The 25,303-nt window shown below is 72.3% G+C and carries 22 protein-coding genes; 8 read left to right on the top strand and 14 right to left on the bottom strand.

Going from position 1 to position 25,303, the window contains the following annotated elements; all coding sequences use genetic code 11:
* On the top strand, window positions 1-1,676 hold a 1,676-nt coding region (locus H5J29_RS00005), incomplete at its 5' end, for an AMP-dependent synthetase/ligase (RefSeq protein WP_181778769.1).
* Window positions 1,677-1,718: 42 nt separating this feature from the next.
* Here the strand turns inward: H5J29_RS00005 and H5J29_RS00010 are convergent.
* The 6 genes from H5J29_RS00010 to H5J29_RS00035 form a co-directional block, all read right to left on the bottom strand.
* Complete coding sequence (locus H5J29_RS00010; protein ID WP_181778770.1) at window positions 1,719-3,287, bottom strand: AMP-binding protein; 1,569 nt, start codon at window positions 3,285-3,287, stop codon at window positions 1,719-1,721.
* A gap of 39 nt (window positions 3,288-3,326) precedes the next feature.
* The gene (locus H5J29_RS00015) at window positions 3,327-4,934 is read right to left on the bottom strand and encodes a flavin-containing monooxygenase (RefSeq protein ID WP_181778771.1); all 1,608 of its coding nucleotides are present in this window, start codon (window positions 4,932-4,934) and stop codon (window positions 3,327-3,329) included.
* Window positions 4,931-5,911: a cyclase family protein gene (locus H5J29_RS00020; protein ID WP_181778772.1), complete on the bottom strand. Its 981-nt coding sequence runs from the start codon at window positions 5,909-5,911 to the stop codon at window positions 4,931-4,933. The genes H5J29_RS00015 and H5J29_RS00020 overlap by 4 nt, the downstream gene beginning before the upstream one ends.
* 68 nt (window positions 5,912-5,979) lie before the next feature.
* The gene (locus H5J29_RS00025) at window positions 5,980-6,879 is read right to left on the bottom strand and encodes an SMP-30/gluconolactonase/LRE family protein (protein ID WP_181778773.1); all 900 of its coding nucleotides are present in this window, start codon (window positions 6,877-6,879) and stop codon (window positions 5,980-5,982) included.
* Between the two features lie 35 nt (window positions 6,880-6,914).
* Window positions 6,915-7,997: an LLM class flavin-dependent oxidoreductase gene (locus H5J29_RS00030; RefSeq protein WP_181778774.1), complete on the bottom strand. Its 1,083-nt coding sequence runs from the start codon at window positions 7,995-7,997 to the stop codon at window positions 6,915-6,917.
* A 163-nt stretch (window positions 7,998-8,160) separates the two neighbouring features.
* Complete coding sequence (locus tag H5J29_RS00035) at window positions 8,161-9,072, bottom strand: alpha/beta hydrolase (RefSeq protein ID WP_312858002.1); 912 nt, start codon at window positions 9,070-9,072, stop codon at window positions 8,161-8,163.
* Window positions 9,073-9,188: 116 nt separating this feature from the next.
* Between H5J29_RS00035 and H5J29_RS00040 the strand changes: the two genes are divergently transcribed.
* On the top strand, window positions 9,189-10,736 hold the full coding sequence (locus H5J29_RS00040; protein ID WP_181778775.1) for a long-chain-fatty-acid--CoA ligase: 1,548 nt from the start codon (window positions 9,189-9,191) through the stop codon (window positions 10,734-10,736).
* Window positions 10,737-10,755: 19 nt separating this feature from the next.
* Here the strand turns inward: H5J29_RS00040 and H5J29_RS00045 are convergent, their stop codons facing one another.
* Genes H5J29_RS00045 through H5J29_RS00055 form a run of 3 tightly spaced genes read right to left on the bottom strand, consistent with a single transcriptional unit; the run spans window position 10,756 to window position 14,944 of the window.
* The gene (locus tag H5J29_RS00045; RefSeq protein ID WP_220186822.1) at window positions 10,756-12,696 is read right to left on the bottom strand and encodes a flavin-containing monooxygenase; all 1,941 of its coding nucleotides are present in this window, start codon (window positions 12,694-12,696) and stop codon (window positions 10,756-10,758) included.
* Window positions 12,697-12,725: 29 nt separating this feature from the next.
* Window positions 12,726-13,766, bottom strand: a complete 1,041-nt coding sequence (locus H5J29_RS00050; RefSeq protein WP_181778777.1) for an LLM class F420-dependent oxidoreductase — start codon at window positions 13,764-13,766, stop codon at window positions 12,726-12,728.
* 29 nt (window positions 13,767-13,795) lie between these two features.
* A complete protein-coding gene (locus tag H5J29_RS00055) occupies window positions 13,796-14,944 on the bottom strand; it encodes an acyl-CoA dehydrogenase family protein (protein ID WP_181778827.1) in 1,149 nt (382 codons plus the stop codon).
* Window positions 14,945-15,103: 159 nt separating this feature from the next.
* On the opposite strand from H5J29_RS00055, the gene H5J29_RS00060 reads away from it, so the two are divergent.
* The 3 genes from H5J29_RS00060 to H5J29_RS00070 are packed head-to-tail and all read left to right on the top strand — an operon-like array spanning window position 15,104 to window position 18,451.
* A complete protein-coding gene (locus H5J29_RS00060) occupies window positions 15,104-15,994 on the top strand; it encodes an alpha/beta hydrolase (RefSeq protein ID WP_181778778.1) in 891 nt (296 codons plus the stop codon).
* Window positions 15,995-16,016: 22 nt separating this feature from the next.
* Complete coding sequence (locus tag H5J29_RS00065; RefSeq protein WP_181778779.1) at window positions 16,017-17,108, top strand: LLM class flavin-dependent oxidoreductase; 1,092 nt, start codon at window positions 16,017-16,019, stop codon at window positions 17,106-17,108.
* Entirely contained in the window at window positions 17,105-18,451 is a 1,347-nt protein-coding gene (locus H5J29_RS00070; protein ID WP_181778780.1) for an MFS transporter, read from the top strand. Before H5J29_RS00065 ends, H5J29_RS00070 begins: the two co-directional genes overlap by 4 nt.
* On the opposite strand, the gene H5J29_RS00075 is transcribed toward H5J29_RS00070, so the two are convergent.
* Genes H5J29_RS00075 through H5J29_RS00095 form a run of 5 tightly spaced genes read right to left on the bottom strand, consistent with a single transcriptional unit; the run spans window position 18,416 to window position 22,503 of the window.
* The gene (locus H5J29_RS00075; RefSeq protein WP_181778781.1) at window positions 18,416-19,594 is read right to left on the bottom strand and encodes a TetR/AcrR family transcriptional regulator; all 1,179 of its coding nucleotides are present in this window, start codon (window positions 19,592-19,594) and stop codon (window positions 18,416-18,418) included. The two genes, H5J29_RS00070 and H5J29_RS00075, sit on opposite strands and share 36 nt — an antisense overlap.
* A 59-nt stretch (window positions 19,595-19,653) precedes the next feature.
* The gene (locus tag H5J29_RS00080) at window positions 19,654-20,439 is read right to left on the bottom strand and encodes an SDR family NAD(P)-dependent oxidoreductase (protein ID WP_181778782.1); all 786 of its coding nucleotides are present in this window, start codon (window positions 20,437-20,439) and stop codon (window positions 19,654-19,656) included.
* Window positions 20,436-20,852, bottom strand: coding sequence for a MaoC/PaaZ C-terminal domain-containing protein (locus H5J29_RS00085; protein ID WP_181778783.1), 417 nt, complete (start codon window positions 20,850-20,852; stop codon window positions 20,436-20,438). The genes H5J29_RS00080 and H5J29_RS00085 overlap by 4 nt, the downstream gene beginning before the upstream one ends.
* A complete protein-coding gene (locus H5J29_RS00090; protein WP_181778784.1) occupies window positions 20,849-21,316 on the bottom strand; it encodes a MaoC family dehydratase N-terminal domain-containing protein in 468 nt (155 codons plus the stop codon). Before H5J29_RS00090 ends, H5J29_RS00085 begins: the two co-directional genes overlap by 4 nt.
* Entirely contained in the window at window positions 21,316-22,503 is a 1,188-nt protein-coding gene (locus H5J29_RS00095; RefSeq protein ID WP_181778785.1) for a lipid-transfer protein, read from the bottom strand. The genes H5J29_RS00090 and H5J29_RS00095 overlap by 1 nt, the downstream gene beginning before the upstream one ends.
* Window positions 22,504-22,661: 158 nt before the next feature.
* Between H5J29_RS00095 and H5J29_RS00100 the strand changes: the two genes are divergently transcribed.
* Genes H5J29_RS00100 through H5J29_RS00110 form a run of 3 tightly spaced genes read left to right on the top strand, consistent with a single transcriptional unit; the run spans window position 22,662 to window position 25,289 of the window.
* Complete coding sequence (locus H5J29_RS00100; protein WP_181778786.1) at window positions 22,662-23,483, top strand: SDR family NAD(P)-dependent oxidoreductase; 822 nt, start codon at window positions 22,662-22,664, stop codon at window positions 23,481-23,483.
* A 4-nt stretch (window positions 23,484-23,487) separates the two neighbouring features.
* The gene (locus H5J29_RS00105) at window positions 23,488-24,315 is read left to right on the top strand and encodes an enoyl-CoA hydratase-related protein (protein ID WP_181778787.1); all 828 of its coding nucleotides are present in this window, start codon (window positions 23,488-23,490) and stop codon (window positions 24,313-24,315) included.
* Window positions 24,312-25,289, top strand: coding sequence for a DUF7064 domain-containing protein (locus H5J29_RS00110; protein WP_181778788.1), 978 nt, complete (start codon window positions 24,312-24,314; stop codon window positions 25,287-25,289). The genes H5J29_RS00105 and H5J29_RS00110 overlap by 4 nt, the downstream gene beginning before the upstream one ends.
* Window positions 25,290-25,303: the final 14 nt, after the last annotated feature.

A 25,303-nucleotide genomic window follows, 5' to 3' on the forward strand; every position in this document is an offset into this window, starting at 1 on the left:
ACCGGGCCTGCGCCTTCGCCGCCGGGCTGCGCGCACTCGGCCTGCGGCGCGGCGACCGGGTGGTGCTCATGATGACCAACCGCGCCGAGTTCCACATCGCCGACCTGGGCACGCAGCTCGCGGGCGGGGTGCCGATCTCGATCTACAACACCTCGGCGCCCGAGCAGATCGTCTACCTGCTCAACCAGAGCGAGGCGGCGGTGGCGGTCGCGGGCGGCCACCCGTTCCTCGACCGGTTCCTGGAGGTCCGGGACCGTCTGACCCACCTGCGCGAGATCGTGGTGATCGACGACCCGGACCAGGCGCCGCCCTCGGTGCGTTCCTTCGCCGACCTGCTCGCCCACGAGCCGCTCGACCTCGCCCGGGCCGTCGAGGCGAGCAGACCGGACGAGCTGGCCACCCTGCTCTACACCTCGGGCACGACCGGGATGCCCAAGGGCGTCATGCTGACCCACGCCAACCTGTGCTGGACCCTCGAGTCGCTGCACCGAGCGCTGCGCCTGCCGACGACGGGCTGGCGGCTCATCTCCTACCTGCCGATGGCCCACATCTCCGACCGGGTCTTCAACCACTACCTGCACGTCAGCACCGGCACCGAGGTCACGATCTGCCCGGAGCTGGCACGGCTGGACGAGTTCCTGCTCGCCGTGCGGCCGCACTGCCTCGGCGCCGTGCCCCGCACCTGGGAGAAGCTGCACGCCCGGATGACCACGGCCATCGAGTCGCTGCCGCCGGACCGGCTCGCCGCAGTCCGCGAGGCCCTCGACCTGGGCCTGAGGCTGAACACGGCCCGCTCGCGCGGCCAGGCGGTCGACCCCGAGCTCGCCCGTCGCTGGGACGAGCTCGACGAGACCGTGCTGCGGCCGCTCAAGGCCACCGTCGGGCTGGACAGCTGTGTGGCGGCGTTCTCCGGCGGCGCGGCGCTGGCCCGCCACCTGTTCGACTTCTACCTCTCCCTCGGCATCCCCCTGCTGGAGCTGCTGGGGATGACCGAGTCGCCGATGATCACGACCTGGGACATCCAGTCGGTGCGTCCCGGCACCGTCGGTGTCCCCGCACCGGGGGTCGAGGCAGCGCTGCTGCCCGACGGCGAGCTGCTGCTGCGCGGCGGCCAGCTCTCGCCCGGCTACTTCAACGATCCCGTGCGCACCGCGGAGTCCTTCGACGCCGACGGCTGGCTGCACACCGGCGACGTGGTCCGGGAGGTCGGGGACGGCTACCTGCAGGTGATCGACCGCAAGAAGGAGCTGATCATCACCTCCGGCGGCAAGAACGTCTCCCCGGCCACGATCGAGGGCGCTCTCAAGAAGCTCGACCTGGTCGGCCAGGTCGCCGTCGTCGGCGACGACCGCCCGTACATCGCCGCGCTGATCGTCCTGGACCCCGTCTACGCCGCAGCCTGGGCGCAGCGCCGCGGCATTCCCGAGGACGTCACCTCCGTCGCCGCCCACCCCGACTGCCGGGCCGAGATCCAGGCGGGGGTGGACGCGATCAACGCGACCCTCTCCCGGCCCGAGCAGCTCAAGAAGTTCGTGGTGCTGACGCGGGACTGGACGCCGGACTCGGGGGAGGTGACGCCGACGATGAAGCTCAAGCGGCGCGCCATCCAGGCCCGCCACGCCGTGGAGATCGACTCGATGTACGCCGGAGCACCCCTCCCCCGGTCCGAGAGCTGACCGTCTCCGGCCGCCCGTGGATCCCCACGGGCGGCCGGACGGTCAACCGCGCGCGGTCACCCGGATCCCTGCGGCCTCCCGGTCCCAGGTGTCCGGGGTGAGTCCGGCCTCGCGCAGCCGGAACTTCTCGACCTTGTTCGACGGTGTGCGGGGCAGGTCGTCCACGATCCGCACGTAGCGGGGAACCATGTAGTACGGCACCCGCGGACGGAGGAACTCGACCAACGCTTCCGGGGCGAGCTCGGCACCCGGCTTCGGGACGACGACCGCCAGCACCTCGTCCTCGGAGAACTCGCTGGGCACGGGCACCACCGCGGCGTCGCCGATCGGCGGGTAGGCCAACAGCTCGGCCTCCAGCTCGATGGAGGAGATGTTCTCGCCGCGGCGCCGGATCGCGTCCTTCTTGCGGTCCACGAAGAAGTAGTCGCCCTCCGGCGTGCGGCGCACGGTGTCCCCGGTGTGGAACCAGCCGTTGCGCCAGGCCCGTGCGGTGGCCTCGGCATCGTTCGCGTAGCCCGCGTTCATCGACCACGGCCGGTCGGCGCGCAGGATCAGCTCGCCCGGTACCCCGTCGGGGACCTGGAGGTCGTGCTCGTCCACCACCCGCGCGTCGACGCCCGGTCGCACCCGCCCGAGGATCCCCTGGCGCGACGGCCCCGGCGCGGACTTCAGCGGCAGCGACGCCTCGGTCATGTTGAAGATCGTGATGACCTCGAGCCCGAACCGCTCGGCCAGCGCGGGGGTCGCGTCGGTCACCGGGCCGAGGATCGCCCGGCGCAGCGTGTGGCCCCGATCGCGCGGGTCCGGCGCCCGGTTCATCAGGAAGTGCCCCATCACGCCGAGGATGGTGGCGTGCGTGGACCGGGTCGCCCGGACGACGTCCCAGAAGGTCGCGGTGTCGAAGCGGTCCATCACGCCGATCGACGCCCCGCCGAGCAGGCCGTTGGCGACCGCGAAGACGCCACCGGCGTGGAAGACCGGCAGGCTGACCAGGTAGCGGTCCGCCGAGCCGAACCAGCCGCCTTCGGCGACCACCTCGGCGGTGGTGGCGATGTGCACGTAGGGGCACACGACGCCCTTGGACGGGCCGGTGGTCCCCGAGGTCAGCAGGATCATCGAGGTGTCCCACGGCTGCACGGGCCGCTCGGGCTCGACGACCACGTCGACGCGGGCCAGGTCCGCATCGGCGAAGGGAGGCAGCACGTGCTCCAGGTGCCGCCGCTCGGTCACGTCCAGGCGCGGATGCAGCTCGGGGTCGGCCACCATCACCCTGGCCCGGGAGACGGTGTCCACCGCGTGCGCCAGGATCCGCCCGCGCAACGCGGGGTTCAGCGGCACGTGGACGGCGCCGAGCAGGTTCGTCCCGAACCAGACCCGCAGGGTGTCCCCCACCGAGGTGCACCAGCTGATCACCTCGTCCCCTGGCCCGATCCCGAGGTCCCGCAACGCCGCCGCGACCGCGTTCGCCTCTCGCCACATCTGTCGGTAGGTCCAGGCACGTCCGTCCGGGAAGGCCGCGAAGACCTTGTCCGGGGTCCGCTGTGCGTGTGCTCGCAGGGCCGCGGGGAAGACGCACTCCTCCACGGCGGGGATGCTGCCCGCGACTGTCATGCCGGTCTCCTCGTTCGGTGGTCGCGGGCCGGTCCCGCCTCAGGACGTGCTCAGCACGAACCCCGTGTAGCCGTCCGCCCGGATCCCGTTCAGCCGGTCCACGTAGGCCCTGAGACCGCCTGCGTAGAGGCCGAACGCGCGGGCCTTGCCCGGGGTGTTCGACCCGTACATCCAGGACTGTCCGGTCCGGTACAGCGTGGTGTCCACGACCTCCTCGACGTGGTCGGTCCAGGCCTGCGCCGCCTCCTGGGTGACCTCGACGCGCCGAACACCGTCGTCGAGCGCTCGGCCCACCAGCTCGGACACGAACTCCACCTGGTGTTCGACCACCCGCGGGATGTTGCCGACCAGGCTCTGCGGACCCCCGACGTACAGGAGGTTCGGGAACCCCGGTGTGGCCACGCCGACGTGGGTGAGTGCGCCGGCCTTCCAGACGTCCCGGTGGCTCACGCCCCGTGCGCCGGTGATGTCGATGCGATCGAAGGAGCCGGTCACCGCGTCGAAACCGGTGGCGTAGACGAGGACGTCGAGGTCGTAGTCCTGCGCCGCGGTGCGGACCCCGGTGCGGGTGATCCGCTCGATCGGCTCTTCGAGCAGGTCCACCAGGGTGACGTTGTCCCGGTTGTAGACCTCGTAGTAGCCGGTCTCCAGCGGTGGCCGCTTCACCCCGAAATGGTGCCGCGGGACGAGTCTCTCGGCGACGGCGGGATCGTCCACCCGGGCCCGGATCCGGTCGGCCAGCACCGCGGCGAACTCCCGGTTGAGCCCGGGGTCGACCATCACCTCCACGAAGTTGGCGTAGAGGGACGCCAGGCCACGCTTGCTGTCCAGCAGGTCCTCGAAGAAGGTCCGGCGCTGCGCCGGACTGAGGTCCGAGGCCGGGTGGGCGGGGGCGGCGTACACCGAACCGAGCGCCTGGCACGCGGCCCAGATCTCCTGGTACCGCCCGCGGAGATCGGTCATGTCCGCGGCCGTGAGGGGGCCGTTGTTGAGCGGTGGGCACCAGTTCGGCGTCCGCTGGAAGACCGTCAGCTCACCGACCCGGTCCGCGATCGCCGTGATCAGCTGCACGCCGCTGGACCCGGTGCCGATCACCCCTACCCGCCTGCCCTCGACCTCGACGGGCTCGTGCGGCCATCGCGCGGTGTGGGCCGAGACGCCCTGGAAGTCCTCGCGCCCCGGCGCTGCCGGGTACTGCGGCGCGGAGAGGATGCCGACCGCGGTGATGACGAACCGGGCCCGGCGGTGGGTGCCGTCGTCGAACCGGACGGTCCACGTGTCCGTCCCGTCGTCGTAGGTCGCCGCGGTCACGGCCGTGCGGAGCCGGATGTGCTCGCGCAGTCCGAACCGGTCCACCACGTGGTTGAGGTAGGCCTCGTTCTCCGGCTGGCTGCAGAAGTGCTCGGTCCAGGTCCAGTCGGCGAGGAGCTCCTCGGAGAAGTAGTAGCCGTAGGTGTAGCTCTCCGAGTCCACCCTGGCGCCCGGGTAGCGGTTCCAGTTCCAGGTTCCGCCGACCCCGGGTGCAGCGTCCACCGCGAGGACGGTGCGGCCCTGCTCCCGGAGCCGGTGGAGCTGGAGGATGCCGGCGACCCCGGTGCCGATGATCAGCGCGTCGAGGAGGTCGTCGGACGGCGCGGGTTCGGTCACTTCATCGCCACCGGGTTGATCGGGGAGCCCACGGCTCCGGTGATGGACAGCGCGGGGGCGCAGAGCAGGAACTCGTACCGGCCGTCCTCCGCGCAGTCGGCACCGATCGCCTCGAGATCCCAGATCTCGCCGAGCGTCAGACCCATGTCCCGCAACGCCAGCATGTGCAGCACGAGCATCTCCCCCTCCACCGGGACCATGGCCTCCACGCACACGTTGTCCGCCGCGACCGCGGCGATCTCGTGCTCGTGCAGCCACTCCGCGCACTCCCAGGACAGGCCCGGGGTCTGGGCGAGCCACTCGTCGGGCGTCGCCCGGCCGTCCCGGAAGACCGGCCACCAGCCGGTACGGACGACGACCACGTCCCCGGTGCCGATGGTGACCCCCTGTGCCGCCGCGACGGCGTCCAGTTCTGCCGGGTCGATCGTCTGGTTGGGGTCCAGGTGCGGGACGCCTCGGTGCCGGGCCACGTCGAGCAGCACTCCGCGGGCGCAGACGCCGCCCGCGTCCGCGACCGCGTCGATCCCGTTGCGGACCGCGCCCAAGCTGGTCACCGCCGAGGCGGGCACGCCGTTGTACAGCTCGCCGTCGTAGTAGACATGCGCCAGGGCGTCCCACTGCGTGGCGGCCTGGGTCGGCATGATCAGGTAGTCGTCGTTGAAACGCAGCGACCCTGCGCCGAACAGGCCGCCGACCTCGGCTGCCGACCGGCCGCCCCACGAGCCGAGCCTGCCCGCGATGTCCGAGTCGGCGCCGTCGACCTGCATCAGATGGACGGGGTTGCGCCGGATCCCGTGCGCGCCCTGCGGACCGTCCGCCGAGATCGGGGCGGACAGCGAGACGGTCCGCCCCGACCGGACGGTTCCGGCCGCACGGCGCAGCGCCTCCGGTGTGATGTGGTTGAGGGTGCCCCGTTGGTCGTCGGGGCCCCACCGGCCCCAGTTCCGCACCTTGTCACCCAGGTTCCGCCAGCTCATCGTCGATCACTCCAGTGTGGTCGAGGCCGAGGCCGAGGCCGAGGCCGAGGCCGCGTCGTCGCTTCCCGTCAGGCCGGCACCGGCACCCGGAAGGCCAGCACCGACGCCTCCGCAGCCGCGGAACGCGCGGTGTCGTCGAAGTCCGGCGCGCTGCAGACGTAGAGGTCCTGTCCGTCCGGCCCGCCGAGCGCGCAGGCGTAGGCCCCGCTCGCCGCCAGCACGATCTCGTCCACGATCTCGCCACCCTCGCGGACGCGCAGCACCCGGTTGTGGAAGGAGTCCGCCACCCAGATCGCCCCCTCGGAGTCCGCGCAGATCCCGTCCGGACCCACGGCGAGCGCGCCGATGCGCTCCATCACGTCCGTGGTCTCCGGGACGTCCCCGAACGTCGCCCAGATCCGGTGGTCGACCAGGGTGCCGTCGGTCGCCTGCCGGAAGGCGTGCAGCCGCTGGCGCATGGTCTCGGCGACGACGAAGGTGCCGTCGGGGAGGAAGAGGCTCCCGTTCGGCACGATCAGCCCCTCCGACGAGGCCACGCCGGTGCTGCCGTCCGGGCGGACCAGCAGGACGTTGCTCTCCCGCATCGGCTCGCCGCGGTAGGGGTCGAAGCCGATCGTCGACACGTAGGCGTTGCCCGCCGCGTCCACCCGCATGTCGTTGATCATGTAGCCGCCGGTGAGCGGTGAGAGGTCCGCGTGCACGGACAGCCTCCCCGCCGCGTCCCGCACGAGTATCAGCTGGTCCAGCATCGACACGACCAGCAGTCGCCCGTCGGGCAGCCAGCCCAGGCCGGAGGGGCGGTTCTCGACCTCGGCCTCGACCCGCACGTCCGTGCCCGCCCCGTCGGCCGAGACCACCCGCTTGCCGAAGAAGTCCGAGACCCACAGCCGCCCGTCGCGCCACCTGGGTCCCTCGAAGAAGTGGCCGCCGTCCAACACCACGCGCGGCGACGCCTCGACCTGCACCATCCCACGTCCTCCTCGTCAGTACCGCTCCGTACCGATCAGAACCCGCCGGGCAGATCGCCCTGCTTCTCCTTGAACTGCGGCATGACCTCCTCCGCGAAGATCTTCATCGACTCGCGGACGTCCTTGTCCGGCATCCCGCCGAACCGGAAGTGCAGCGTCATCTCGTTCTGTCCGATCGTGGTCCGCGCCCGCTCGACGACCGAGCACATGCCCTCGGCCGTCTCGGCGAGGAACAGCCCGGAACCGAGCAGATCGTCCACGGTGGCACTCGCGCCTGCCGCGAACTGCTGCGCGAAGAACTCGTAGCCCTCGGGCGCGGCGTGGGTGGAGCCGCCGGGGAAGATCTGGGCAGCGGTGGTGAAGTGCCACTGCAAGGCGGGTGCGATCTTCTGGATCGCCGCGTCCTTCGTGTGACCGAGGGCGGTCAGGCAGAACAACGGATACCGCAGAGCAGCGGCGTCGAGACCGCGTGCGGCGAGGTCCCGTTTCGCCTTCAGCACGTGGTCCATCACGACGTCGAGCGGTTCCAGACCCACCAGCGCCATGCCGTCGAGCCCGTACTCGCCCATGAGGTCGAAGGTGCCGGGGCTCAGCGCTGCGACGAAGATCGGCGGTCGCGGTCGCTGCACCGGTCGTGGCGTGATCGAGACGTCCTCGATCGAGTAGAACTCGCCCTGGTACGAGAACGTCTCGTTCTCGTAGAGCCCGATCAGGATGTCCAGGCTCTCGCGGAACACCTTGCGACTGACCGGCTGCCGCTCGGTGAGACCGAGCATCGCGTACTCCGGCGGCTGGTAGCCGCGACCGACGCCAAGGTCGAGCCTGCCGTTGCTCAGCACGTCGACCATCGCCCAGTCCTCCGCGACCCGGACCGGGTTGGCGAACGGGAGCACCGACACCGCGGCACCGATCCTGATCCGTTCGGTCGCCCGGGCGGCCGCGGCCGCGAAGATCTGCGGCGAAGGCATGGAGCCGTAGTGGCTCCCGTGGTGCTCGGCCAACCAGACGTTGTCGAAGCCCAGCTCCTCGGCGTACTCGACCTGACCCATGACCTCCTTGTAGGCCGCCTGGTGGTCGCCGTCCCTGGTCTCGATCAGAGTGAAGATCCCGAACCGCATACGTAGCCCTCTCTCACCGTCGGGAGCGTGCTCACGCAGACAGGGCTGCCGGCGGGTCGACCGCTCGGGACGCCGCCGGCAGCGCCTCGATGTGACCCAAGATACATCCATCTCTGAATGTATGTCAAAGCCCGACCCTCGGCGGGGTCGGCAGCGGCCGAGGTCAGCCGTCGAGCGGGACGCCCAGCGCCTTCCCCAGCACCGCGACCCGCTCGGCCGCCTCCCTGCGGGAGATCGCGGCGGGGAGGAGGCCGGAGCCGTGGAAGGTGCCCGGGAAGAGGTGCAGCTCGACCGGGACACCTGCCGCCTGCAGGGCGAGCGCGTAGGCGATCCCCTCGTCGCGGAGGGGGTCGAGCGCCATCACCGAGACGTAGGCGGGTGGCAGTCCGGTGAGATCGGTGGCGCGGGCGGGGGCGGCGTGGGGCGAGACGTCCGCGGCGCCGCGTCGGCCCGCACCGAGGTAGGCCTCCCAGCTCAGCTCAGCCGCCTCTCGGGTCCACATCGGAGTATCGACGAAGGCCCGGGCGCTCGGGGTCTCGACGCGGTCGTCGAGCTCGGGGATGGACAGGAACTGGAAGGCGGGGGCCGGGCCGCCGCGGTCCCGCAGCCGGAGAGCGAGCGCGGCGCACAGTCCCGCGCCCGCGCTGGAACCGTGGAGCGCGAGGCGCCTGGGGTCGATGTCGGGCTGGTCGACGAGCCAGCGGAAGGCGGCCTCGCAGTCGTCGAGCGCGGCCGGGTAGGGGTGCTCGGGCGCGAGCCGGTAGTCCACGCTCACCACGGTCACGCCGAGCGCGCGGACGAGGGCGACGTTCACGGCGTCCCCGTCCCGCGCCTCGCCGCAGACGAAACCGCCGCCGTGGACGTCGAGCACTGCGGCCGGGACGCCACCCCCGGCGGGCCGCAGGACCCGCACCGAGACCGCCCCGGGGATCTCGCGGGTCTCGATCGCGACGCCACTGGCGTCCGGCGCGGGCAGCGCGGCGAACGTACGGCGCAGGACGTACCGCGCCCGCTCCGGGTCCCGAAGGTCGGCGGGACGCAGCCGCGGAGCGAGGGGGGCGAGCTCGGGATCCACCGGAGAGTGAGTCTTGATTCTCTGCTTGGCGACCGGCATCGCCGGGTCCGAGCTGGTCTCTATGCCAGTCACGTGAAGGACGATATCGTCCCTGGCAGTACTCAGGAAGGACGACGATGTACCTGACCCAGGCCCTGCACCGCGCCGAGCAACAGACTCCCGACCTCGCCGCCACCGTCTGCGGGGACCGGGTGCGGACGTGGCGGGAGTGTCACGACCGGGTCGCCCGGCTGGCGGCCGCATTCCGGGCACGGGGCGTCCGAGCCGGTGACCGGGTCGGCATCCTCGCCCTCAACTCCGACGACTACCACGACGTGCAGCTCGCGGTGCCCTGGGCGGACGCGGTGACCGTCCCGGTCAACACACGCTGGAGCGCCCAGGAGATCGCCTTCTCGCTCGAGGACTCCGGCACCGGGCTGCTCGTGGTCGACGACGCCTTCGCCGGGCTCGTCGAGCGGGTGCGCGAGCTCGCGCCGGGCGTGCACACCTATGTCCACTCGGGCACCGGGCCCCGCCCCGAGGGAGCCCTCGGACTGGAGGAGCTCGTCGCGGCGCACGAGCCGGTCGAGGACGCCCGACGCGGCGGCGACAGCCTCGCCGCGATCTACTACACCGGCGGCACCACCGGTACGCCGAAGGGCGTGATGCTCAGCCACACCAACCTGGTCACCGCCGCGCTCGGTGCCGCCGCCACCGGCGAGTTCATGACCCCGGGCGGCAGGCTGCTGCACAGCGCCCCGATGTTCCACCTGGCCGACGGGGCGGGCTGGATCGCCCGCAACCTCGTGGGCGGGACCCACGTCGTCCTCCCGGCGTTCACCCCGGCCGCCGTCGCGGACGCGGTCGAACGGCACCGGATCACCGACATGTTCCTGGCGCCCACGATGATCCAGATGTTCGTGGACTCCCCGGAGGCCCGGGAGAAGGACCTCTCCAGCCTGCAGCACCTGCTCTACGGCGCCTCCCCCATCTCGGAGGCCGTGCTCGCCCGGACCATGGCGCTGCTGCCCCGCGTCCGGCTGCTGCAGGCCTACGGGATGACCGAGCTCTCCCCCAGCACCACGATCCTGACCTGCGACGACCATCTCAAGGACGGGCTGCGGCGGTCGGCGGGTCGCGCGGTGCCCTACGCCGAGGTCCGGATCGTCGACACCGCCGACCACGAGGTCCCGCGCGGCACGGTCGGCGAGATCGTCGCCCGGGGCCCCCACGTGATGCTGGGGTACTGGAACCGCCCCGAGGAGACCGCCGCCGCGGTACGGGACGGCTGGATGCACACCGGGGACGGGGGCTACATGGACGACGCCGGCTACGTCTTCGTCGTCGACCGGATCAAGGACATGATCGTGTCCGGGGGCGAGAACGTGTACTCGGCGGAGGTGGAGAACGCGCTGGCCCAGCACCCGGCGATCGCCGCCTGCGCGGTGATCGGGGTGCCCGACGCGGAGTGGGGCGAGCGGGTGCACGCCGTCGTCGTCCTGCAGGAGGGGGCCACCGTCGCGGACGGGGAGCTGCGAGAGCACTGTGCCGGGTTGATCGCCCGGTACAAGGCGCCGCGCACCGTCGACGTCGTGGACGCCCTGCCGCTCACCCCCGCCGCGAAGGTGAACAAGCGGGCGCTGCGGGCGCGGTACTGGGACGGGGCGGCCCGGGGGGTGTCGTGACCCCGGGCCGCCCCGGGTCTCACTCGGCCGCGGCGGGGACCGCGGCCGGGGTGGTACGGAAGTCGGCGGGATCGGGGGCGGCCGTCATCGTCCAGTACCGCAGCACCGGCCAGGGCGCGTTGGTGACGACCCGGCCGGTGGCGTTGCGGTAGTAGTTGTCCACGCCGTCGATCCCGTAGACCATCTGGGCGTTCGCCTCGTCGAGCTCGCGGTTGTAGGCCTCGAACGGCTCCTGCCGCACCTCGACGGCGCCGACGCCCGCGCGCACCATCCCCACGAGGGTCTCGGTGACGTACTTGGCCTGGGCCTCGGCGATCGTGATCCAGCTGCCGCCCGGCGGGTTCGTGTTGGGGCCGTAGAGGAAGAACAGGTTCGGGAAGCCCGGCGCGGTGATGCCCAGGTGCGCACGGCCGTCCTCGTCCGCCCACTCGCGGCGCAGCTCGCGCCCCTCCCGGCCGGTGATCTCCAGCGGCGCGAGGAACCGCTGCTGGTGGAAGCCCGTGCAGAGGATGACCACGTCCACCTCGACCTCGGTGCCCGCGCTCGTCACGATCCCCTTCGGGGTGTACCCGGCGAGCCCCTCGGTGAGCAGCTGGACGTGGGGCTTGCGGAGTGCGGCGAACCAGCCGTTGTCCAGCAGCAGCCGCTTGCCGAGCACTGGGTAGTCCGGCAGGGACTTCTCGACGAGGTCCTCGCGGCCGTCGAGCTGCATCCTCAGGTACCCGGTGAAGAGCTTGCGGAAGGCGTCGGACAGCCCGTTGACGGAGTTCCTCCCCCGGTCCCACCCGGGGTCGACGACCTGCGCCGGGTACAGCCGCTCGGTGTAGAGCCAGTACAGCCGGAAGCGGTACCAGCCCCGGTAGTAGGGCACGTGGTCGAACAGCCAGTGCTGATCCGGCGGCACCGGGCGGAAGTAGTACTCGTTGGGCGCCACCCACTGCGGCGCCCGCTGCAGCACGGTCAGCTCCGCGACCTCGTCGACGACCGCGCTCACGACCTGCATCGCGCTGGCGCCCGCACCCACCACCGCGACGCGCTTGCCTGCGAGGTCGACCCCGTCGGGCCACTGTGCGGAGTGGAAGACCTCACCGGCGAAGTCCTCGCGCCCCGACAGCTCCGGGATGCGCGGCCGGTTGTGCAGGCCGACGGCGGTCACCACGGCGGCGGCGTGCAGGGTCGCCCGGGTCCCGGAGCCGTCCACGGTGGACACCTGCCAGCGCTGGGCCGCCTCGTCCCACTCCGCGGACTGGACCTCCACGCCGAACCGGATCGAGCGACGGACGTCGAAACGGTCGGCCAGGTCGGCGAAGTAGGCGGAGATCTCGTCCCGGCGGGAGAAGTGCTCCGACCAGTTGTGCGGCGCGAACGACACGGAGTAGAGGTTCGACGGGATGTCCACGCGCGCCCCGGGATAGCGGTTCTCCCACCAGGTCCCGCCGACCTCGGAGTTCTTCTCCAGCACCGTGAACGGGATCCCCGCCCGGCGCAGGTCGATCGCCGCCAGCAGGCCGGACACCCCGGCGCCGACCACCACGACCGGGAACTCGCGACCGGAGTCCGCCAGCCGCGAGGACACGTCCTCCGGCACGTACGGTCGGATCCCCGCCTGCTCGGCGACGAGCGGCGCGTACGCCGGGTCCACCCGCTCCCCCATGGTCGTGCTCATCAGCCGCGCCATGACCTCGTCGGACGGGTCCGGCACAGCTGCGGGGGTACCGCGGTGCCAGGCCAGGACCGCCGCGACCGCCGCCTCCCGGACCACCGCCTGCCGCTCCGGATCGAGGCCGCCGTCGTTGAGCTCCTCGAAGCCCTTGGTGCGGGCGGGCCGATAGTCCTCGGACACCCAGCGGTCCTCGCCGGTCAGCTGGTGGAGCACCGAGAGCAGGGTGGGGATGTTGCCCGCCTGCTCGACGGCGGCCCGCAGCCGCTGGGCGTCGAGGGCGGGATCGGGGATCGTCACGGGGTCCTCCTTCGCTCGGGGTGGGCCGCTCATCCGGCCAGGTCGCGCAGCGTCTCGATGTCACGCAACCGCGTGCTGTGGTCCGGGGCCAGCGGCGACAGGTTCACCAGCGTGACTCCGGCCTCGGCGAAGGCGGCCAGCCGCTCCGCCACCGCGCCCCGCGGCCCGACCAGTGAGGTGGCGTCCACCAGCTCCTGGGGCACCGCCGCGGCGGCCTCGGCTGCCTTGCCGCTGAGGAAGAGGTCCTGGATGACGCGCGCCTGCTCCGGGTAGCCGTAGCGGACCGCGAGGTCGTTGTAGAAGTTCTTCCCGCGCGAACCCATTCCGCCGATGTAGAGCGCGAGCTGCGCCCGCACGGCACCCTCGAGGTGGGCGACGTCGTCGCCGATGGCCGTGGGGACCCGCACGACGATGTCCAGGGACCCCAGCTCCTCCGCCCGCTTCGCCCGGCCCTCGGCCAGGGCCTCCCCCCAGACGGCAGCGGCTCGGCCAGGGTGGAAGAAGATCGGCTCCCAGCCCTCGGCGACCTCCGCGGCGAGGGCGGCGTTGCGCGGGCCGGTGCCCGCGATCGTGATCGGGATGCGGTCGCGCACCGGCCGGTTGATCAGCTTGAGCGGCTTGCCCTCGCCGCTCCCCACGCCGGCGGGCAGCGGCACCTGGTAGCGCCTGCCCTGGTGGACCACCTTCTCCCGCCGCCAGACCGCGCGGCACACGTCGACCGTCTCGCGGGTGCGACCCAGCGGGGCGTCGTACAGGACGCCGTGGAAGCCCTCGATCACCTGTGGGCCCGACGCGCCGATGCCCAGCCGGAACCGACCGTCCGAGGCGTAGTCGAGGCCCGCCGCGGTCATCGCGGTCATCGTGGGGGTGCGCGAGAAGAGCGGCAGGATGCCGGTGGCCAGCTCGACCGTGCGGGTGCGCGCGGCCAGGTAGCCGAGCTGGCTGACGGCGTCGAACGTGTAGGCCTCGCCCACCGTGACCGACTCCAGGCCCGCGGCCTCGTACTCGGCGACCTCGGTGGCGAGCTCCGCCATGGGCCGCCCGTAGTCCAGCATCAGTCCGATTCGCATGTCCGCGCTCTCCGTCGTGGTCGCCGGTCTCAGAGCCCCAGGCCCCGGCCGACGACCTCCTTCATGATCTCGGTGGTCCCGCCGTAGATGCGGGTGATCCGGGCGTCCGCGTACGCCTTGGCGATCGGGTACTCGAGCATGTAGCCGTATCCGCCGTGCAGCTGCAGACAACGGTCCACCACCCGCCCCTGCAGCTCGGTGCACCACCACTTCGCCTGCGCCGCCTCCTCCGCGCTCAGCTCGCCGCGGACGTGGGCGCGCACGCAGTCGTCCACGAAGCTCTGCGCCACCGCCACCTCGGTCGCGATCTCGGCGAGCACGAACCTGGAGTTCTGGAAGCTGCCGATGGGGCGCCCGAAGGCCTTGCGCTGCTTCACGTACCCGAGCGTCTGGTCCAGCGCCGCGCGCGCCGCGGCGACCGCGAGCACCGCGATGGACAGCCGTTCCTGGGGCAGGTTCGCCACGAGCTGGACGAAGGCGCCACCCTCCTCGCCGAGCAGGTTCACCTCGGGGACCCGGACGCCGTCGAACGCGAGCTCGGCGGTGTCCTGCGCGTGTTGGCCCAGCTTGTCCAGGTTGCGACCGCGAGTGAAACCGGGCATCCCCCGTTCCAGGACCAGCAGACTCAGCCCGCCGTGGCGCGACGACCGGTCGGTGCGGACCACCGTGATCACCAGGTCCGCGTTGATCCCGTTGGTGATGAAGGTCTTCGCCCCGTCGACGACGTAGGCCCCGCCCTCGCGGCGCGCGGACGTCCGGATCCCCGTGAGGTCGGAGCCCGTGCCCGGCTCGGTCATCGCGATGGCGGCGACGAGCTCGCCGGACGCGAGGCCCGGCAACCACCGCTCGCGCTGTTCCGCCGTGGCCAGCGCGAGCACGTAGGGCAGGCAGATGTCGTTGTGCGTGGCCAGGCCGAGCCCGGCCCCGCTGATCCCGCCCGCGCCGATCTCCTCGGCGACGACGGCGCTGAACCGGAAGTCCGGGACTCCGCCGCCGCCGTACTCCGCGGGGACGGCCATGCCGACGAAGCCCGCCTCGCCCGCCGCCGCGAAGAGCTCGCGCGGCACGATGCCCGCCGCCTCCCACTCCGCGAGGTGCGGGGTGATCTCGGCCCGCACGAAGGCCCGAAACGCCGCCCGGAAGTCCTCGTGCTCGGTGTCGTAGAGGCTCCGCCGCATCACGCCGTGAACAGTAGTTACAGCGGTGATCGTCGTCAACACAGATGTATCCGCACGTCAGAGCCTGGTGCGTGAAGAGCGATTCTGTTAGCGTCGCCACAGCTCGGGGATGTGGGCGCGCCGTGCGCGCCTCGCCGGCTCACTCGACATGGAGGTCAGATGGCCCGATCCGAAGCCCTCGCCCGCGCCGAACGCGTCTACCTGGACGGGTTCCCGTCGAAGGAGGACGCAGGCCTCGACGAGCTGCGCGCCCAGTACGACGCGATGCTCCTGCAGTTCCCGCTGCCCGCGGACGCCGTGGTCGGCGACGTGGACGCCGCCGGCGTCCGCATCCGCACGGTCGCCGCGCCCGGTGCCGCCGCCGGCTCCGTCCTGGTGTGGTTCCACGGCGGCGGGTACGTGCTCGGCAGCCCGGAGGGGTTCAGCGAGCTCGGGTACGCGCTCTCCCGCGCGACCGGGCGAACCGTCCTGCTGCCGGACTACCGGCTGGCACCGGAGCACAAGTTCCCGGCCGCCGTCGACGACGGCACCGCGACCGTCGAATGGGCGGTCGCGACCTACGGCGCCGAGAACGTGGCCGTGGGTGGCGACTCGGCGGGCGGCGGGTTGGCCGTCTCCGCGCTCACCGTTCTGCGAGACCGCGGCGCGGCACTCCCCGCCGCCGTGGCCGTGGTGTCCCCGCTGGCGGACTTCGCGGCCACCGGCGACAGCATCGACACCAACGCGGACACCGACGTCGCCGTCTCCCGCGGCTCGATCGGCAACCTCGCGGCGGGCTACCTGCAGGGCCACGACCCGAACGACCCGCTCGCCTCGCCGATCCACGCCAAGCTCGGCGGCCTCCCGCCGCTGCTGGTCCTCGCGTCGACCACCGAGGTCCTCGTCGACGACGCCCGCAGGCTGGTCTCCGGGGCCACCGAGGCGGGCGGCACGGCGACCCTGTCCACCTACCCGGACATGTGCCACGTCTGGCCGCTGTTCTCCTCCTTCCTCCCCGAGGGCCGCGAGGCGATCGACGAGATCGCCCGGTTCCTCCCCTCCCCCCGCTGACCGACCGAAAGGACGACGACCGGTGAAGGTCACCTACCAGATGTTCTTCTCGAACTCCTCCGGGCAGCTCTCCGACCAGGAGTTCTACGACGCAGAGCTGCGGCTGGCCGAGCTCGCCGAGCCGCTCGGCTTCGATGGGATCTGGTGCGTGGAGCACCACTTCGACGGCGAGTACTCGATGTGTCCGGACAACCTGATGGTCCTGGCGCACCTGGCCGCGAAGACCGAGCGGGTCACGCTGACCACCGGCGGGGTGATCCTGCCGTGGAACGACCCGCTTCGCGTCGCGGAGAAGATCACCCTGCTGGACACACTGTCCGGCGGTCGCGCCCAGCTCGGCGTCGGACGCGGCTTGTCGAAGATCGAGTACGACACGTTCGGGATCGAGATGGGCGAGGCTCGGGAGCGCTTCGACCAGTCGCTGGCCATCGTGCTCGACGCGCTGCGGGCGGGCACCGTCCGCGCCGACGGGCCGATCTACCGCCAGCCGGAGGCGGACCTGCGGCCGCGGCCGCAGCGCGACCTGTCTGACTCGGTGGTGAGCATCGCGATGTCCGAGGACTCCCGCACCGCCGCCGCCGACGCGGGACTGGCCATCGCCTCCTTCGCGCAGTTCCCCACGGAGGAGCACGCCCGCACCATCGGCGAGTACCGGGCCCGGTTCGAGGAGAAGCACAGCAGGCAGGCTCCGCCGCCGGTGATGACCGACCACATCTACTGCGCCGCGGACGAGGCCGAGGCGGCCGAGGTCTCCCGGGACTACATCACCCGGCACTTCATGCTGACCATGCGGCACTACTCGTTCGACAAGGCGGGCCACTTCGACAACCTCAAGGGCTACACCTCCTACGCCGCGATGGCCGACGCCATGCAGGCGGCGGGCAAGCAGGCCGCCGCCGACGGGTACGTGGCCGCGCAGATCACCGGCACCCCGCAGCAGATCGTGGACCGCATCCAGGAGCGGGTCGACGCCTTCGGCGACTACGACCAGAACTTCGGCTTCTCCTACGGCGGCCTCCCGCACGACAAGATCGAGTCCAGCATGCGGCTCTTCGCCGCCGAGGTGCTCCCCGAGCTCGAGCGGCGCGGTCTGCGGGTCTCCACCGCACGATGACCGCACCGTCCCACGCCGCCGTGTTCGCGAAGGCACGGCGGCGTCTCGTGCCGTTCTGCATGCTGATGCTGTTCCTGTCCATCTGGGACCGGACGAACGTCAGCCTGGCCGCGTTGCAGATGAACGCGGACATCGGGCTGAGCACCGCGGCGTTCGGGCTGGGCGCCGGGATCTTCTTCCTCGCCTACGCCCTGCTCGAGGTGCCCAGCAACCTGCTGCTGGCCAAGGTCGGGCCCCGGGTGTGGCTCGCCCGGATCATGCTCACCTGGGGCCTGGTCACCGTCGCCACGGCGGCGGTCCAGGGTCCGGGGAGCTTCTACACCGTGCGCGTGCTGCTCGGCGTCGCCGAGGCCGGGCTGATGCCGGGCATGATCGTGTACCTGTCGACGTGGTTTCCCGCCGAGATGCGGGCCCGGGTGATCTCGCAGTTCTCGATCGGGGCCCTGCTCGCGCTGCTGCTCGGCAACCCGCTCTCCGGCTGGATCCTGAGCTGGACCGGGCCGCTGCCGGGATGGCGATGGTTGTTCCTGGTCAGCGGCGTGGCCACGCTCGTGGTCGGGGTCGCGGTGCTGCGGTTCCTCCCGGGTTCCCCGGCCGAGGCCCGCTGGCTGAGCCCGGCGGAACGGCAGGTCGTCGAGTCCGCGGGCGCGGCGGCGGAGCCGGGCGACCACTCCCTGCGCACCCAGCTCGCCGCCTTCCGGGTCCTGGTCCGACAGCCGAGCCTGCTGGCGATGACCGTGGTGCTGTTCCTCCTGCTCACCACCGGCTACGCCCTGACCTTCTTCCTGCCCACCCTGCTCAAGGGCTTCGCAGGCCTCGACACGACCACCATCAGCCTGCTGGTGTCGGTGCCGCCGCTGATCGCGGTGGTGGCCTGCCTGATCGTGGGGCCGCTCGCGGAGCGGACCCGTCGGCATCTCACGATCCTGGTCGTGATGTGCCTGATCGGCGCCCTGGGCGTGCTGCTGATGGTGCCGGGTGAGTCGCAGCTTCTGCTGCTCGTCGCGGGTGCCGCCGCGATCGCGATCCCGACCACCGCCTACACCGGGGTGTTCTGGGCGGTCGTCACCCCCCGGCTCGGCCGAGCCCAGACCGCGGCGGGCACGATCGCCCTGGTCAACGCGGTCGGGATCACCGGTGGCTTCGTCGGTCCGTTCGCCTTCGGGTGGGTCCTGGCCGCGAACGAGGGCAGGCTGCTCGCCACTCCGCCGATCGTCGCAGGGATCCTGGCCGCGTGCGCGGTGGTGCTCGCCGCCGTCGGGTTCGCGTGGCGGCGGGGCCGGGACGAGTCGCGGGTGCCTGTCGGGCTAGCTGCGCACGACGGCGGTGGCCAGCAGGCGTAGCTCGGCCGCGATCCCCGGACGGGCCCGCAGGCCCGGGGTCTGGGCGAGGTCGGTGACGAGTCCCATCGCCGACTGCGCCAGGCCCCGGGCCTCGGCCGCGGACAGCTCCGGACGCAGCGCGCAGAGCGCCGCGACCCACTCCTCGACGAACTCCCGCTCGGTCTTGCGGATCGCCCGCTGGCCCTCCGCGGGGAGATAGAGGACGTCCGCGGCGAGGATGCCGAGCAGCCTGCGGTGGGGGCCCAGGGCCAACTCGACGAACGTCCCGACGAGCGTGTCGACCGCCTCGGCGGGCGTGCGGGTGTACGCGAGGCGGTGGGCGGCGACGTACGGCGCACCCTCGGCCCCCCGCACCAGCACGGCCTGCAGCAGCTCGGTCTTGCCGGTGAAGTGCTGGTACACGGTCGCGATGGCCGCGTCCGCGGCGGCGGCGATGTCCTCGATGGACACCGCGTAGTAGCCGTGCCGGTCGAACAGCACCGCCGCGGCGTGCAGGATCCGTTCCCGCCGCCCTGCGGGGACGCGCTCCTCGGGCGTGCGCCGGTCCCCCGCGGGCACGGGGACGGCGGCCACGTCACAGGCCACGATCGCGCTCGCCATCCGCTCCAGGAGCGCGGGCATCGCGGCGCGGTCCAGGGCGTGCCGGTAGTCGCGGGTGTTCGAGTACACGCTCAGCACGCCCCAGCCGACCATGTCGGCCTCCTGGTCCGCGAGCTCGGGCCGCACCGCCCGCACGACCCGGACGGTGAGGGCCAGCGCCTCGCGCAGCCGCGCGCGGAACTCGAGCTGCTCGTCCCCCGTCAGGTGGCGCCGCTCCCGTTTCCAGAGCAGTGCCTCCTCGCGGTTCATGACGACCGTGCACAGCTCCTGCCCGAACCGCTCCCAGCGCTCGTCCGGCGGCGCGTCGGCCGCCGCGCGCACGGCCACCTCGACGGCCGCGAGCTGGTCCAGCAGGGCCTGGGCCAGCACGTCGTGCTTGTTCCGGAAGTGCCGGTAGAGCGCGGGCCCGGTGATCCCGACGGCGGTGGCGACGTCGTCCATGCTCACGTTGTGGTAGCCGAACTCCTGGAACAGCCGTGCGGAGGCGGCCAGGAGCTGTGTCCTGCGCAGCGTGGCGCGTTGTGACCGGACCTGCTGTGCCACGCGTCGACCTCCCCCTCCCGCCGCGGCGGGATCACTCACGCTACCGGCGCCGCGGCGCCTCAGCCGACGGACGTCAGCCCGCCGCCGCACAGCAGGACCTGGCCGGTGACGTAGTCCGACTCGGGCGCACACAGCATCCAGACCGCGCCTGCGGCCTCCTCCGGTGTGCCCGCCCGCGCCAGCGGGGCCGCTGCCGCGCCGCGGCGCAATGCCTCCTGCGCCTCCGCCCCGCCCTCCCGGGTCATCCGGGTGTCGACGATCCCGAAGGCCACCGCGTTGACATTCACCCGGTAGCGGCCCCACTCCTTGGCCAGGGTGCGGGTGAGGCCGAGCAGCCCGGCCTTGGCCGACGCGTAGTTGGCCTGGCTCGGGCTGCCCGCGGTGCCGACGATCGACGACACGTTGACCACCTTGCGGTGCCGGGGTCGGCCCGCGGCCTCCTCCGCCCTCGCCGCGGCCGACAGGACCGGCTGCGCGGCCCGCAGGATGCGGAAAGGGGCGGTCAGGTGCACGTCGAGGACCGTGGACCAGTGCTCGTCGGACATCCGGGCGAGGTAGGAGTTCCGGACGATGCCCGCGTTGTTGACCACGACGTCGATCCCGCCGTAGGTGTCCACGGCGGTGGCCACCAACCGCTCCGGGAGGTCCGCCTCGGTGACCGAACCCGCGCACACGACCGCCGTGCCGCCCGCAGCCTCGATCGCCTCGACCGTCTCCTTCGCCGGGCCCTCGTCGAGGTCGTTGACCACCAGGAGGGCCCCCTCGGCGGCGAGCTTCTCGGCGGCGGCGCGGCCGATCCCGCGTCCGGCCCCGGTGACCAGGGCGACCCGGCCCGCGAGGGTCACGGCAGCACCACCGTGGCCGTGCCGGAGAGAGTGACGGTGCCGTCGGCGAGGGTGACCTTCAGGTCCACCGTGGCCAGCCTGCCGTCACCCGCCGCCTCGACGGCGGTGACCGTGCCCGTGCAGGTCGGCTCGCCGTGCACCGGGGTGATCGCGGTGAACCGGGCCGACCAGTGCCGCAGGCGGGCCTGCGGCACCCAGGAGGTGAGCAGCCGCCCGAGGTAGGCCATGGACAGCATGCCGTGGGCGAAGACGTCGTCGAGGCCGGCGTCGTGCGCGGCGTCGGTGTCGATGTGGATCGCGTTGTGGTCGCCGGAGGCGCCCGCGAACAACGCGAGCGTGGTCCGGCTGATCGGCGGGAGGGCGAGCGGGGACAGCTCGGTGCCGACGGCGACCTGCTCGAGCACGGTGGTCATGCGGCGGCCCCGTTCCGGATGACGGCGGTGTTGTCCAGCTCGGCGACGAGCTCGCCGCCACGGGTCACGCGGGTGCGCCGGACCAGGAAGTCCAGCTTTCCGCCCGCCTTGGAGTACGCCTCGGTGAACTCCGAGGCGAAGGTCAGCGTGTCCCCCGCGTACACCGGGACGTGGTAGGTGAAGGCCTGCTCGCCGTGCAGGACGGCGCCGAGGTCGATGCCGTGCCCCGCCAGGAAGCCGAGCGTGTCCGCCCGCTCCAGGTCCAGTCCGAACAGGATGGTCGGCGGAGCGGGCAGGTCGGGGTGGCCCGCCGCGCGGGCGGCGGCGACGTCGGAGTAGACGGGGTCGGTCTCGCCGATCGCCTGCGCGAACATCCGCAGCCTGCCGCGCTCGACGTCGACGGTCACCGGCTCCTGACGCCGCCCGACCACCGCCGCGACGACGGCGCTCGCGGGGGCGGGCATCAGGCCACCTTCTCGTAGAGCGAGACCACGCACGCCCCGCCGAGGCCCAGGTTGTGCTGCAGGCCCAGCCTGGCCCCCTCGACCTGGCGACCGCCCGCCTGGCCCCGCAGCTGCCAGACCAGCTCGGCGCACTGCGCGAGCCCGGTGGCGCCCAGCGGGTGCCCCTTGGACAGCAGCCCGCCCGAGGGGTTGGTGACGACGCGGCCGCCGTAGGTGTTGTCCCCGTCGAGCACGAACTTCTCCGCCGTGCCCTCTGGGGTGAGGCCGAGGCCCTCGTAGGTGATCAGCTCGTTCGCGGTGAAGCAGTCGTGCAGCTCGACGACGGGGATGTCCTCCGGGCCCACGCCCGCGGCCTCGTAGACCTGGGCCGCCGCCTTCGCGGTCATGTCGTAGCCCACGACCTTGCGCATGTCCGTCCCGTCGAACGCCCCGGGCACGTCGGTGACCAGGGACTGGGCCCGCAGCCGCACGCTCGCGTCCAGCCCGTGGCGTCGGGCGAACTCCGCGCTGCACACCACCGCCGCCGCCGCACCGCACGTGGGTGGGCAGCACTGCAGCCGGGTCAGCGGGCCCCAGACGGCGGGCGAGCCCATGACCTCCTCGAGCGTCACGGGCGCACGGAACACGGCGTACGGGTTGTGCGCGGCGTGCCGGCGCGCCTTGACCGAGATCCGTCCCAGGGTCTCCGGCTTCGTACCGAACCGCTCCATGTGCGCGAGCCCGGCACCGCCGAACAGCTGCGCGGCCATGGGCGCCTTCGGGTCGGCGCCGGGCCTGCCCGCCGCGACCTCCTCGAACCGGCCGGTGGAGCTCGGCCGGTCGTCCCACACCGCGACGAGCGCCCCCGGCCGCATCTGCTCGAAGCCGAGCGCGAGCACGCACTCCGCCGCGCCGGACTCCACGGCCTGTCGGGCCAGCCACAGGGCCGAGGACCCGGTGGAGCAGTTGTTGTTCACGTTCACCATCGGGATCCCGGACAGCCCCAGCTCGTAGAGCGCCGACTGGCCGGAGGTGGAGTCGCCGTAGACGTAGCCGACGTAGGCCTGGGCGACCTGCTCGTACGCGACGCCTGCGTCCGCGAGCGCGGCCCGGGCGGCCGATGCGCCCATCTCCTGGTAGCTCGGGCTCTTCCCGGGCTTGCCGAACGGGATCATCCCGACCCCGCTGATCACGACCGTGCGCTCCATCGAGCACCACCTCGTCTCACTGTGCGATTCGCCGTTCGGAGCAGAATGTTGACTAACCCTACACGAGAAGATCCAGCTAGAGACCATCTTGACCGGCCGACTGTGCGCAACTAGCTTTCACTCATCGGTCCGTCGAGGCACCAGGAGGAGCCCCCGCGATGAGCAAGCTCGAGGACAAGGTCGCGCTGATCTCCGGATCCGGCCGCGGGATCGGCCGCGCCGTGGCGGAGAAGCTCGCGGCGGAGGGCGCCCGCGTCGTGGTGAACGACCTGGACGAGGGTCCGGCCAAGGAGACGGTCGCGGCCATCGAGGCCGCGGGCGGTGCCGCGGTGGCCTGCGCGGGATCGGTCACCGAGCCGGACTTCGGCGAGCGGTTCGTCCAGACCGCGGTGGACGCCTTCGGCGGCGTGGACATCGTGGTGAACAACGCCGGCTACACCTGGGACACCGTCATCCAGAAGATGTCCGACGAGCAGTGGTCGGCGATCCTGGACGTGCACCTCACCGCGCCGTTCCGGATCCTGCGCGCCGCCCAGCCGGTGATCAGCGCGGCGGTGAAGAAGGAGCGGGCCGCGGGCGTCGAGATCCCCTGCCGCAAGGTCGTGAACATCTCGTCGATCGCGGGACTGGACGGCAATGCCGGGCAGGTCAACTACGCCGCGGCCAAGTCCGGCATCGTCGGGCTGACCAAGACGCTGGCGAAGGAGTGGGGCCGCTACAACGTCACCGTCAACGCGGTCGCCTTCGGCGTGATCTCCACCCGGCTCACGGTCGCGGCCGACGGGGGCTCGACGATCGACGTGGCGGGCAACGAGATCACCGTGGGGATCAACCCGTCCGTGTTGGCCGCGGCGGAACAGATGATCCCGCTCGGCCGTGCGGGCACTCCGACCGAGGCCGCGGGCGCGGTCTACCTCCTGTGCACCCCCGAGTCGAGCTACGTCACCGGTCAGACCCTCATCTGCAGCGGCGGGCTCTGAACCCGTGTCCGAGCAACCCGTCCGCTACGAGGTCGACGCCGGGGTGGCGGTCCTGACGCTGAACCGCCCGGACCGCCGCAACGCCATGACCGTCCCCTTCATGCACGGCATCGAGGACGGGCTGGCCCGCGCGGACGCGGACCCGGCCGTGCGCGCCGTCGTCGTCACCGGGGCCGGCCCCGCGTTCTGCGTGGGTGCCGAGCTGAACGGGCCCGACACGCTCCGGCTAGCGATGGAGGCGGACACCCGCGGTCACACGCCGTCGGGCTACCGCGAGCCCGCGGGCCGGATCACCGAGCGGATCGCCGCCATGCGCATCCCGGTCATCGGTGCCGTGAACGGGGACGCCGTGGGCGGCGGGGCGACCATCGTCGCCGCGATGGACCTGCGCATCGCCGCCGACACGGCACGCTTCGGCTTCGTGTTCACCCGTCGCGGGGTCGTCGCCGAGGGGGCGTCGACGTGGTTCCTCCCCCGGCTCGTCGGGCTGGGCCGGGCCACCGACTGGCTGGTCTCCGGCCGGGTCTTCGAGGCCGCCGAGGCCCTGGAGTCGGGCTTCGTCTCGCGGCTGCTGCCCGCGGCCGAGGTGCTGCCCGCCGCGCTGGAGTACGCCCGGCAGTTCACCGGGACGACCTCGCCCGCGTCGGTGGCCGCCGTGCGTCGCCTGCTGGCGGCGTCCTGGGGCGCGGCGACACCCGCCGAGTCGGCCCGGGCGGAGTCCGCGGTCTACTCGGGTCTGCTCGACTCGCCCGACGCCAAGGAGGGTGTGGTGTCCTTCCTCGAACGGCGGGCGCCGTCGTTCACGACCACCGGCACGGAGGAGGCCCGATGAGTGCCCCGTTCACCGCCTGCAAGTACGGCGCGGACGCCGAGCGCACCCACGACCACGGTGGGGTCCGGAACTACAACGAGAGCGTGTACGTCAACTTCCTCGACCCGGTCACGCAGGTCGGCGGCCTGCTACGGGTGGGCAACCGGCCCGGGCTGGGCTACCGCGAGGCGTCCGTGCAGCTGACCCTGCCCGGTGGCGCCATCGCCTTCCGGGCCGGACGGGAGCAGAGCACGTCGAACGCGGACTTCGCCAGCCAGGGCCTGGAGTTCGCGGTCAAGGACCCCACCCGCACGCTGGAGATCCGCTACGAGCGCAGCGTCGCCCGGATCGCCACCCCGGCACTCATGGCGGACAAGCCGAAGCGGGTGCTGAAGAACAGCCCCGCCGAGGACTGCGTGATCGCGTTGACCTGGGAGGCGACCTCGCCGCTGTTCGACACGGCGGAGGACGGGGACTGCACCCCGGGCAGCTCGGTGATCGCGGCGGACCACTACGAGCAGTTCGGCACCGTGACCGGGGAGATCACCGTCGGGCCGCGGTCCTGGCGGCTGACCGGCGCCCGGTCGATGCGGGACCACTCGTGGGGCCCGCGGGAGTGGTCGTCGTTCACCGGGGAGTGGCTGTGCGCCTACCTGGCCGACGGGACGTCGATCACGGCGTACGCCGAGCTCGAGGACTCCGGCGCCCGGTCGATCGGCGGGATGGTCCACTTCGCCGGGAACCTGCACCCGATCACCGACTTCACGGTGTACACCGACTACGCGGGCGAGGCGACCTGGTCCGGCCGCTACCGCGCCGTCGTCCAGGCGGAGGGGTTGCCGCTCATCCCGCTCGACGGCACGATCCGCCACCTCACCCCGGTCACCCAGGCCACCGAGGACCGGGCCGTGCGGATGGCTCAGATGACCGTCGACTTCGTGGGGCCCGACGGCGGTTGGGCCGTCGCCGAGTTCCTGCGCCCCATCCGGATCTGACCCGCAGGAGGCGG

It is taken from the genome of Pseudonocardia pini, assembly GCF_013870575.1.
GTDB lineage: Bacteria > Actinomycetota > Actinomycetes > Mycobacteriales > Pseudonocardiaceae > Pseudonocardia > Pseudonocardia pini.

Excerpts from the sequence above, each read along its gene's own strand:
- H5J29_RS00110 (WP_181778788.1), top strand. The coding sequence starts at position 24,312 with ATGAGTGCCCCGTTCACCGCCTGCAAGTACGGCGCGGACGCCGAGCGC.
- H5J29_RS00095 (WP_181778785.1), bottom strand. The coding sequence starts at position 22,503 with ATGGAGCGCACGGTCGTGATCAGCGGGGTCGGGATGATCCCGTTCGGC.
- H5J29_RS00070 (WP_181778780.1), top strand. The coding sequence starts at position 17,105 with ATGACCGCACCGTCCCACGCCGCCGTGTTCGCGAAGGCACGGCGGCGT.
- H5J29_RS00100 (WP_181778786.1), top strand. The coding sequence starts at position 22,662 with ATGAGCAAGCTCGAGGACAAGGTCGCGCTGATCTCCGGATCCGGCCGC.
- H5J29_RS00090 (WP_181778784.1), bottom strand. The coding sequence starts at position 21,316 with ATGCCCGCCCCCGCGAGCGCCGTCGTCGCGGCGGTGGTCGGGCGGCGT.
- H5J29_RS00010 (WP_181778770.1), bottom strand. The coding sequence starts at position 3,287 with ATGACAGTCGCGGGCAGCATCCCCGCCGTGGAGGAGTGCGTCTTCCCC.
- H5J29_RS00025 (WP_181778773.1), bottom strand. The coding sequence starts at position 6,879 with ATGGTGCAGGTCGAGGCGTCGCCGCGCGTGGTGTTGGACGGCGGCCAC.
- H5J29_RS00055 (WP_181778827.1), bottom strand. The coding sequence starts at position 14,944 with ATGCGGCGGAGCCTCTACGACACCGAGCACGAGGACTTCCGGGCGGCG.
- H5J29_RS00050 (WP_181778777.1), bottom strand. The coding sequence starts at position 13,766 with ATGCGAATCGGACTGATGCTGGACTACGGGCGGCCCATGGCGGAGCTC.
- H5J29_RS00020 (WP_181778772.1), bottom strand. The coding sequence starts at position 5,911 with ATGAGCTGGCGGAACCTGGGTGACAAGGTGCGGAACTGGGGCCGGTGG.
- H5J29_RS00085 (WP_181778783.1), bottom strand. The coding sequence starts at position 20,852 with ATGACCACCGTGCTCGAGCAGGTCGCCGTCGGCACCGAGCTGTCCCCG.
- H5J29_RS00040 (WP_181778775.1), top strand. The coding sequence starts at position 9,189 with ATGTACCTGACCCAGGCCCTGCACCGCGCCGAGCAACAGACTCCCGAC.
- H5J29_RS00030 (WP_181778774.1), bottom strand. The coding sequence starts at position 7,997 with ATGCGGTTCGGGATCTTCACTCTGATCGAGACCAGGGACGGCGACCAC.
- H5J29_RS00060 (WP_181778778.1), top strand. The coding sequence starts at position 15,104 with ATGGCCCGATCCGAAGCCCTCGCCCGCGCCGAACGCGTCTACCTGGAC.